The sequence below is a fragment of the Mucilaginibacter sp. L196 genome, from assembly GCF_009765905.1.
Lineage (GTDB): Bacteria > Bacteroidota > Bacteroidia > Sphingobacteriales > Sphingobacteriaceae > Mucilaginibacter.
Genome location: NZ_LMUO01000011.1, coordinates 487,406 through 496,888 on the forward strand (window position 1 = coordinate 487,406; position 9,483 = coordinate 496,888).

The 9,483-nt window shown below is 38.9% G+C and carries 9 protein-coding genes; 4 read left to right on the forward strand and 5 right to left on the reverse strand.

Annotated elements, in window-relative coordinates:
- The first annotated feature begins 377 nt into the window (after nt 1–377).
- The 3 genes from GSQ74_RS09580 (at nt 378) to GSQ74_RS09590 (ending at nt 4,567) form a co-directional block, all read left to right on the forward strand.
- Nucleotides 378–2,798 (forward strand): TonB-dependent receptor, encoded by a 2,421-nt coding sequence (locus GSQ74_RS09580; RefSeq protein WP_158992582.1) that lies wholly within the window; start codon nt 378–380, stop codon nt 2,796–2,798.
- Nucleotide 2,799: 1 nt separating this feature from the next.
- A complete protein-coding gene (locus GSQ74_RS09585; RefSeq protein WP_158992583.1) occupies nt 2,800–3,990 on the forward strand; it encodes a PepSY domain-containing protein in 1,191 nt (396 codons plus the stop codon).
- A gap of 256 nt (nt 3,991–4,246) precedes the next feature.
- Nucleotides 4,247–4,567, forward strand: coding sequence for a DUF6686 family protein (locus GSQ74_RS09590; protein WP_158992584.1), 321 nt, complete (start codon nt 4,247–4,249; stop codon nt 4,565–4,567).
- Between the two features lie 65 nt (nt 4,568–4,632).
- Here GSQ74_RS09590 and GSQ74_RS09595 read toward each other — a convergent pair whose 3' ends face one another.
- The 3 genes from GSQ74_RS09595 to GSQ74_RS09605 form a co-directional block, all read right to left on the reverse strand.
- Nucleotides 4,633–4,941: a hypothetical protein gene (locus GSQ74_RS09595; protein ID WP_158992585.1), complete on the reverse strand. Its 309-nt coding sequence runs from the start codon at nt 4,939–4,941 to the stop codon at nt 4,633–4,635.
- A gap of 46 nt (nt 4,942–4,987) precedes the next feature.
- A complete protein-coding gene (locus GSQ74_RS09600; protein WP_158992586.1) occupies nt 4,988–6,205 on the reverse strand; it encodes a hypothetical protein in 1,218 nt (405 codons plus the stop codon).
- A 121-nt stretch (nt 6,206–6,326) separates the two neighbouring features.
- The gene (locus tag GSQ74_RS09605; RefSeq protein WP_158992587.1) at nt 6,327–7,142 is read right to left on the reverse strand and encodes a sterol desaturase family protein; all 816 of its coding nucleotides are present in this window, start codon (nt 7,140–7,142) and stop codon (nt 6,327–6,329) included.
- Nucleotides 7,143–7,425: 283 nt separating this feature from the next.
- On the opposite strand from GSQ74_RS09605, the gene GSQ74_RS09610 reads away from it, so the two are divergent.
- Nucleotides 7,426–8,187, forward strand: coding sequence for a ThuA domain-containing protein (locus GSQ74_RS09610; protein WP_158992588.1), 762 nt, complete (start codon nt 7,426–7,428; stop codon nt 8,185–8,187).
- Between the two features lie 174 nt (nt 8,188–8,361).
- Here GSQ74_RS09610 and GSQ74_RS09615 read toward each other — a convergent pair whose 3' ends face one another.
- Nucleotides 8,362–8,763 (reverse strand): hypothetical protein, encoded by a 402-nt coding sequence (locus GSQ74_RS09615; protein WP_158992589.1) that lies wholly within the window; start codon nt 8,761–8,763, stop codon nt 8,362–8,364.
- A gap of 177 nt (nt 8,764–8,940) precedes the next feature.
- A partial coding sequence (locus GSQ74_RS09620; RefSeq protein ID WP_254060841.1) for a glycoside hydrolase family 97 C-terminal domain-containing protein occupies nt 8,941–9,483 on the reverse strand: 543 nt, incomplete at its 5' end.

The following is a 9,483-nucleotide window of genomic DNA, read 5'->3' on the forward strand; positions in this document are numbered from 1 at the left end:
TCCTTTTTTCTTCGCGAATAAAAATGCCGCTATTAATTATAGCGGCATTTTTAAGTTTGGAGATAAATTACCCTCCTTGCAGTTTGCATAAAGAAAATGGCCCGGCGTAGGCACTATTTTGCAGCTATTCAACACCATTTAATCCTAGAATAACTCATATCATATTGATTGTTTGAATTGATGTTATTTTTATTTGGATTTATTCTAAATAAGGACTTACTTTGTGATATACTTACTTATATCGCATGAATAATCCAACTGCTTCCAATCCTCCTTAAATAGAATATAAATAAAAAAGCCCAGTGATTCGTCGCCAAACTTCACACCGGGCAAATGCTAATTCATTCTTCAATCAATTAATCATTCAAAGCAAAACTATGAAATCTTTATTACTATGCAGTAATACACGTACTCCCGCACTATTTAAAAAACACATCAATTTAACCACGCCCTTTAGATGGCTTGGGTGTATCGCTCTGATATTTTATTTTCAATTCTCATTTGCTCAACAACAAACAGGAACAATTCATGGCACCGTTAAAACATCCGATGGTAAGCCTGCCGAATCTGTAACCATTTCGCTGAGAGAAACTCATGCGGGAACTACAGCAAAGGATGCAGGGAACTTCCATTTAAATCATATCAAACCAGGCAACTATACATTAGTGGCCAGTTTTATTGGGCTTGCTTCACAAACACAACAAGTAGAAGTAAAAGCAGGAGAAACCACCTTGGTTAACCTTGTTCTGACGGAGAGCAGCCAACAACTTAATGAGGTCCAAATCAAGGAAACAAAGAACAATAAGTTCGCTGCAAAAAAAAGTGACTATGTTGCCAAGATGCCGTTGGATAACCTCGAAAACCCGCAAGTATACTCTACTGTGGATAAAGAGTTGATCCAAGAGCAAATGGTAACGGATTTGAACGGTGCATTAAAGAACGTGCCTGGCGTTACACTACTCTTGCAGGACGATGGTTCAGGAGGTGATTTTGCCTCGAGGGGATTTGTGACAGACTCTTATTTGCGAAACGGCATGGCTGCTTATATGCAGTCAACGGTAGATCCGGCCAATCTGGAAAAAATAGAAGTGCTAAAAGGGCCATCAGCTACTTTGTTTGGCAGCAGTTACACTTCGTACGGTGGCTTATTTAACAGAGTGACTAAAAAACCATTCGACACTTTTAAGGGAGAAGTTGATTATACAGCAGGCGGTTTTGGTTTAAGCAGGTTAACGCTTGATTTGAATACACCTGTTAATACAGATAAGACAGCGCTGTTCCGCATTAACGTGGCTGATGAACATGATGGCACCTTTAAGGATGCCGGTTTTAGTGATCATGTTTTCGTAGCTCCCAGTTTTTCCTATAAGGTTAATGACCGGCTTTCTATCCTGATTGACGCAGAAATTTATAGTCAAAATGGGACGGTTCCATTCCGCTTTTTTCCCGAGGTAGGTTTTAAAGTAACTACTCCACAACAATTGCATTTTGATTATGATCGCTCTTTTACCAATAATGATATAACAGCATCAAGACCGACAACCAGCGTATATTCATCTGTCAATTATAAAATATCGGACCAATGGAAATCACAAACTAATGTTTCTTATACCAATACTGCTAATAACGGAAATTTCTCCTGGGCTTCTGTATTGCCGGGGGATACTAAGGTTGTAAGGTATCAAAACCCGGGGCCGGATATGACTACTGATTACGAAGTTCAGGAAAATGTGATCGGCGATTTTAAAACAGGTAGCATACGCCACAGGCTGATTGTCGGGCTCGACTTGCTTAGCTATACAGAGAAGTCATCTTTTGGCTATTTAGCTTTTGATACGGTCAGCATCAGCGGGCCAGATCCGGAATATGGAGCACTAAATGCAAATTCATTGAATGCCAAGCTTGCTGGAGTACCCTACAGCAGTGACAAAAACACCCAGTATGATTATGCAGCTTATGCTTCTGATGTGATCAACTTAACTGATAAGTTTATTGCCATGTTAAGTTTGAGGGTTGACCGTTTTGACAATAGAGGTGATGACAATTATATTGCCGATACAACAACCGGTAAATATGCACAAACAGCGCTATCGCCAAAACTTGGGTTGGTTTACCAGCTGTTAAAAGATAAGGTATCGTTGTTCGGGAATTATATGAATGGTTTTCAGAATCAGAACGGAAGCGATCACGACCATAATCCATTTAAGCCTCAAGAGGCAAATCAATTGGAGGGCGGCGTAAAGCTGAGCTTGCTTGATGGTAAAATAACCAGTACCATCAGTTATTATGATATTAAAGTAAATAATGTGTTGCGAACTGATCCTGATTTTCCGCAATTTGAGATCCAGAACGGTACACAATACAGTAAAGGAATAGAAGGGGAGGTGATCGCTAATCCATTTGCCGGATTTAATATAGTGGCCGGTTATGCACATAACGATAGTAAATATGAAAACATCGATGCTACTTTGGATGGTTACCGCCCCGTTAGCGCTGGCCCTGCTGATGTTGCCAATTTATGGTTAAGTTATGCTATTACGAAGGGAGATGCGAAAGGATTGGGCTTCGGTTTTGGCGGAAACTATGCCTGCAAGAATAATATTATTAACGAATCTGATGGGGTATTCACTTTGCCAGCTTACACCGTTCTTAATACTACCGCGTTTTATGATCAGCCTAAATATAGGATTGGTTTGAAGGTAGATAACCTGACGAACAAAGAATATTGGGTTGGTTACGATACCATCATTCCGCAGATGCCGCGCCGGTTATCGGCAACCTTAGCAGTAAAGTTTTAATATGGCCCAATTAAAAAATATCAAAAGATGGTTTTGGTGGCATCGGTGGTCGAGCCTGATATGCACCTTGTTTCTGCTGATGCTATGTATTACCGGTTTACCATTGATCTTTGGAGATGAGATTGAAGGGTGGCTCAACCCAACTCATTATGCCAACCTGCCGAAGGATACGCCAATGGCCGATTTGGATAGCATGATTAAGATTGCACACACGCGTTACCCCAAACAACTGATCACTTTCATTTTTGTGGATGATGATGAGCCACAGGTATTGGTCAATATGGCACCGGGCTGGAACCCGGATGATCCGTTGCGCCATTCCCTGCAATTTGACAGCCGAACAGGTAAGCTGCTGAACGATGAGCCGCCATTCTCCCAAAAATCGGCAAGTTTTATCGATACTATGCTCGATCTCCATCGTGGATTGTTCCTTGACTTGCCGGGTGAACTGTTTTTGGGGCTGATAGGGGTGTTGTTTGTAATTTCTATCATTTCTGGGGTCGTATTGTACGGCCCCTTTATGAAAAAACTGGACTTCGGCACCATCAGGCAGGATAAATCCCGGCGACTCAAATGGCTCGACTTGCATAACCTATTGGGTATTGCAACTGCTATATGGCTGTTTGTAGTTGGCGCAACAGGCGTGATGAATGAACTTTCCACACCGTTGTTTGGCTTATGGCAGATTACTGATGTAAAAGCGATGCTAAGTAAATATCATGGCAAGCCATTAATTCAGCAAAACGAATTGAGTTCTGCTCAGGCAGCTTACAATACTACCAAAGAAGCATTACCCGGCATGGAGGTAATGAGCATGGTGTATCCGGGCAGCGTTTACGGCAGCCCTTACCATTACCTGATCTGGACAAAAGGAAGCACACCGCTTACTTCGCAGTTGTACAGCCCTGTTTTGGTTGATGCCAAATCGGGTAAACTTGCAGCGGTGGTGAAAATGCCTGTATATCTGCGGGCGCTTGAGCTTTCCCGGCCGCTGCATTTTGGTAACTACGGCAGTACACCGCTAAAAGTGATCTGGGTGCTGTTTGATCTAGTAGCTATCGTAGTGCTGGTCAGTGGCGTTTATCTCTGGATTGTGCGCCGTAAATTTTATAAGGATTATTTTGACCAGATGGCCGGTTCAGAATTAACAGAAACTTATTCTACAAATTCAACCCATGAAACAAAATTTTAAGAAAATCTGGCGGATTCCTTTACTGCTATCTGTGTTGATATTATTTGGTTTACTGGCTGCTTTGCTGGGTACAGGTATATGGTATTGGTTATCATGGCTGGCAATGATTATTCCGCTAATTGTTATCTGCCGGAAGATTTGGAAACCCAAGGCCCCAGCTAGAATAAATACAATGAATTATTAAAAATATAAAGTCCTGCTTACCTGCGGTTGATTATCTATCTATGCAGGTAAGACAGGCACTAATTGTTAGCTTATGTGTAAAACCATCGTTTTAAGCCGTAAATGCGCCACTGTCATTAGTCAATGTATGGAGTGTAAGATAATGAATATCTGGCTCCGGAACCTGCTGTTGAATTTTACACCCGAACAGTTTAAAATGTTTAAGAATTTTACCTCAGGGCTGGATGTAGAAGAAAGTATGTTTCCTTTCCCTGATGGAGAAGACAGGTTGGTGCTGCGTACTCCACATAGCGACATTTGTTTTACATTTAGCTTAACAGAATGGGAGGATTTTCAGGCTGCTATGGAAGAAGCCGAGTATATGCAGGGTGTTTATACACTAATATCACCCTGATAATACTTGCTTTCAATAATAAAGTTCAATCATTCGGAGAAAGATATTTTTAATATCAAATCGGACTAACGTCTTTCTAATAAAGGCAATACAACAAGTCGAACAATAAGGTGCGCTATGAGCGAAAGCGCGAAGGTGAAAATGATAATCATCCCCATTTTTATAGGTGTGTTAAAATAGTCGAGAAAGCCAGAACGACCTGAACCAGCATAAAGTAAGGCCAGTGCGAAAACGATGAAGCCGGTGATCCACAAAGTGACATGCGAACAGAAATATCTTTTACGGGCCAGTGTGGATTGTGGGAAAGCAGTTAGGAGCAACACTACGTGTGTGATGAAAAAGATAACAGCAATAATGATAAGGAAGTAAAACATAATCTAGGATTTGAATACTAAATTAAAAAAAGTATTTAATCTAAACTTAAAATATTTCGCCAACGTTTATAAACATCCCTCTTGACCCCTCGCGGCCAAAACCATAGTCGATTGCTATATTCGTACGGGAAACTTTATTCAGTTTAATGCGTAACCCTGGCCCAAATGCAGGTTGAATGGATTGCAGATTTGTTCCTTGCGCTGCAGAAAATGATTGCGCATTTACAAATACAACACCGCCCAAAAGGCCGTTATTGGTCACTTTAAACCGGTATTCCGATTCCATATACACCATTTGTGCGCCACGAAAACGGCCTTGTATATAGCCTCTTCCGGTTCCGCTGTAAGTATCCCATGCATTAGCAGGCAGATCAAGATACGGCGGATTGCCTTTTAACACCAACCAATCATATGACCAAAATGCTAATACATTATCTGAGTTTGAAGGAAATTTGAAATATTTGCGCACATCAATAACCATAGCCTGCCAATTGTGCAAATTGCCTATAAAACTTCCATTATCAAGGTATTGCAGTGATGCATAAAAGCCACGATAAGGGTTAATGGAGTTATCTCTACTATCAAATAAAGCATTTAAAGTGATGCCGGAAGATATTGAGTGTGCCATAGCCCCATATTTCACATAATCAGATGGTGCGCCATCCAGCGGACCCTTATGGGTAACATTCCAGTGCACATCAGCTATATATCCAATTCCTGCATAAAAATCTGACCATATACGCCTTAAAGCAATTTCACTAAACCTGAAGAAATCATAATCCATCGGATCTTCATTCCTAATATTGGAACTACTGCCTAAGCCGTATGTGCTTTGCGGGTATTTAAGGTAGCGTATATCTCCGATAAAGTCATAATCATTGTTATTTGACCAGATGTTGGATTGGATAGGAATAATGATTTGTTTGGTTTGGGTATAGGCCGTATTAATGGTTATAGTTGATATTTTTGAATCTTTAGTTGTTCTAAAGGCAACATTCCCGGCAAGAGTTAAGGCTAATTTTGATTGCAAAGTGTAACCTAATGCAGGTACTACTGAAAAAACTGGTTTTGTTGATATAGTATCGTTCTTAGTCTTCCTTTTATTTCCAAATATTGAGCCGATAATATCGTATACATCTAGCTGTTGTAAAGAATCGGGCTGTTTTTTCGCAACGGTATCAGTTTTGGGATACTTGGTTAATGGTACAAACTTTTCATCCTGAGCATGCAGTAGTACCGGGCTATAAATTAATGCAAATATCAAAAGGCACTTTAGCACAGATAGCATACAAAATGAAGTATTTTTAATGAAGATATAGGCACATTTTGATTTAATTCTGAAGAACTAATGTACTAATATAATGGAATGGTATGCACAAATGAAGTTAAGAGTTCCTTTTTGTGAATGGAATTTTTAATACCTTAATGAAATTTGAATTGACCTGTTTATCCATGTGTGAATCAATACCGAATGTGATTTCGCTTTTAGGTAGATCATTATAATAGGTTTTAAAAATCCTATCCCAAATGCTTAATACATCCCCATAGTTACAATCGGTATAAGGTAACTCATAATGATGATGTACATGGTGTAAATTAGGGGTAATAAAAACCAGGCTTACAATATTATTAGCTCTAGGCGAAAGTTTGAATTGTGTGTGTGATGTAATATTGGCAATGGTTTGTATCGTTTGGCGCAGTAGTAAAACGCCAAATGATGCTCCAAGCAAAAATACCCAGATAATTAAAAAACACATTCTGACAAAGGTTTCTACCGGATGTTCCCTCACTGTGGTTGATACATCAAGATCAAGGTCACTATGATGTATTAAATGAAAATTCCACAATGATTTAACCTTATGCATAACCACATGGTAGATATACTCGCAAAAATCAAGTAGCACAAATCCTACTATATACTTCACAAATATGCTGTTGGAATACGGTAATAAAAATAATAATCCCCAATGATGACTAAGTGACCAAACACATATCATCAGCACAAAAATTGTCATAAACAGCTGTACCGGTAAGGCTGTAAATATGAAAAACATATTGGTGAGTGTATGTTTCCATTTATCTTTCCATGAAGATGTTAACACAAAGGCTTCAATCAGCCATAAACTCACAATAATTCCGCCATACAAGAAAACTTGGGACGAAGATGGGTTATTAATGAAGTAGGACTTAATCGATAGCATAAGTAGGGGCATTATAATTGGCAAGTATAAAATAAAAATCTGTAGTTAAGATGAAGATGACATTAGAAAGTGATTAAAATTAGTAGATGTTGTGTTTGAGATTTGATGAAACAAACAGCCTTAGGTTAATTCTTTGAGATAACTCATGAGATCTGCATTAAATTAAAGGTTAAAATAGTGTATTTTTAAACGATGACTAACGGTTTTGAACCAAGCTCTGTACAGTTATGTTGATATAGGGGCCAATAAATTGGCTTTAGCTAAATTTATTAAACATCTACTTATGAAAAAACTCTTGCTGCTGTTATTTTGCGTGTTTAGCCTGAGCATAGCAAATGCACAAACAAAAGCCCCCCGGTTTCATGTGATCGCTCTTTATGAAAATGGCGGGCACCATATTGAGTATTCAAAGGCTGCAAGGGTTTGGCTGGATAAGCTGGCTGTAGATAGCAACTTTAGCATCGATTATATCCAAAATACGGATAGTATTGATGACAAATTTCTATCCAAATACCAACTCTTTATTCAGCTTGATTATGCGCCTTATGCCTGGAAACCTGAAGCAGTAGCAGCTTTTGAAAAATATATTACAGAGGGCAGGGGAGGATGGATAGGGTTTCACCATGCTACGCTGATCGGCGAATTTGATGGCTACCCAATGTGGGACTGGTTTCACCAGTTTATGGGCAATATTAGGTTTAAAAACTATATAGCCACCTTTGCAAAAGCTACTGTTGATGTGGAAGATAAGCAGCACCCGGTTATGAAGGATGTCTCGCCGACCTTTACAGTGGAGAAAGAAGAATGGTATACGTATGATAAAGACCCAAGGCCAAATGTGCATGTATTAGCTACTGTTGATGAATCAACCTACGTTCCAAACTCTGATATTAAAATGGGAGGGGATCATCCCGTGGTTTGGACAAACCTTAACTACAAAGCCCGAAACGTATATATTTTCATGGGCCATTCACCTATATTATTTGAAAGTAAAGATTACAAGACTTTATTTACCAATGCCATTTTTTGGGCGGCAGCCAAATAGTAATACATGATATTTTGGGTTGCTGTTTTTTAGCAGCCCAAATATAAACCTATAGAAGATTTATTGATACATTGCAATACAGCTGTAATAACAACAGGTATATAAAAAAATAACTTCTTTGATTTCTAGATCAAAGAAGTTATCAGAGGCAGTAGCCGATTTAAATAAGCTTAATTATTTGCTTTTAGTAGCCGCTGGTTTTGCCGGTTGAGTTTTTTTCTCAGCAACCTTTTTTACAACAGGTTTTTTCTCAACAGGTTTTGTAGCTGTTTTGATATCTGTTTCTTTTTTAGCAGGAGTTTCAGCCGCTTTTGCTTTTGCAGGTTTTACTGCAGAAGATGGCGCTTTAACCTCTTTAGGCTTCTTAGTTGCAGCAGGTTTGGCTATTTTTAATTCCTCAGATATTTTTTTAGCCAGTTTTTTTGATTTTTTCTGGAACTTTTCTGTTAGTTTACCTTCGTCCTGGCCAAACTTTAAAGCTATCGCTTTTACTGTTGCTATAAGGCGTTGTTGTATATCCAGTTTTGCGGTTTTACGTGCCGACTTAACGGGGGATTTTTGTTTTGGTTGTTTCATAAAATTTTGTGTGCCAAATGTATAGCAAATTCATGTGAATTTAATATTATGTTTATGTTAAGCATGTTGCTTGGGCTTAACACAAGATAATCATTAAATGCAAAAAAAACTATTTTGTTTTGACCCGATGTTATTTACTAAAACCAACTAAATTGAAATCACTCGAGTTGATCGGCATTATTTATATTTTTCAATTCCTTTAGTATCTTCGCTTACCGGTTTAATGCTAATAGCAGCACCGCCACCCGGCGCCAATTTTAATTTGAGTTTGGTATCTGAATCAACTAAATAAGAAGTTATTTTATATGATTCCGGGTTTTTGTCCCAGTCAGCATCCGCGCCATCGGCATATATGGTTGCTATGTATTTTTGCCCTTTATTTAAGAAATCAAGAGGAGCAACCTCGTCACGCCCATCCTGGTTAGTAACTGCACCAACAAACCAATTTTCTGTCCCTTTTTCTTTACGGGCGGTAGTAATATATTCTCCCGGTTCAGCTTGAATGATCTTTGTATCATCCCAATCAACACCTACATCTTTAATAAACTGGAATGCATCTGCATATTTTTCATAATTCTCAGGCAAATCAGCGGCCATTTGTATAGGGCTATAAAGTACCACGTACAATGCCAGTTGCTTTACAAGTGTAGTGTGTACCTGTTTATTTAGTAAAACTGTGTAATCTTTAACCTTAAGTATACCCGGGGTAAAGTCCATAGG

Excerpts from the sequence above, each read along its gene's own strand:
- GSQ74_RS09605 (WP_158992587.1), bottom strand. The coding sequence starts at position 7,142 with ATGCTATCGATTAAGTCCTACTTCATTAATAACCCATCTTCGTCCCAA.
- GSQ74_RS09595 (WP_158992585.1), bottom strand. The coding sequence starts at position 4,941 with ATGTTTTACTTCCTTATCATTATTGCTGTTATCTTTTTCATCACACAC.
- GSQ74_RS09590 (WP_158992584.1), top strand. The coding sequence starts at position 4,247 with ATGTGTAAAACCATCGTTTTAAGCCGTAAATGCGCCACTGTCATTAGT.
- GSQ74_RS09585 (WP_158992583.1), top strand. The coding sequence starts at position 2,800 with ATGGCCCAATTAAAAAATATCAAAAGATGGTTTTGGTGGCATCGGTGG.
- GSQ74_RS09580 (WP_158992582.1), top strand. The coding sequence starts at position 378 with ATGAAATCTTTATTACTATGCAGTAATACACGTACTCCCGCACTATTT.
- GSQ74_RS09610 (WP_158992588.1), top strand. The coding sequence starts at position 7,426 with ATGAAAAAACTCTTGCTGCTGTTATTTTGCGTGTTTAGCCTGAGCATA.
- GSQ74_RS09615 (WP_158992589.1), bottom strand. The coding sequence starts at position 8,763 with ATGAAACAACCAAAACAAAAATCCCCCGTTAAGTCGGCACGTAAAACC.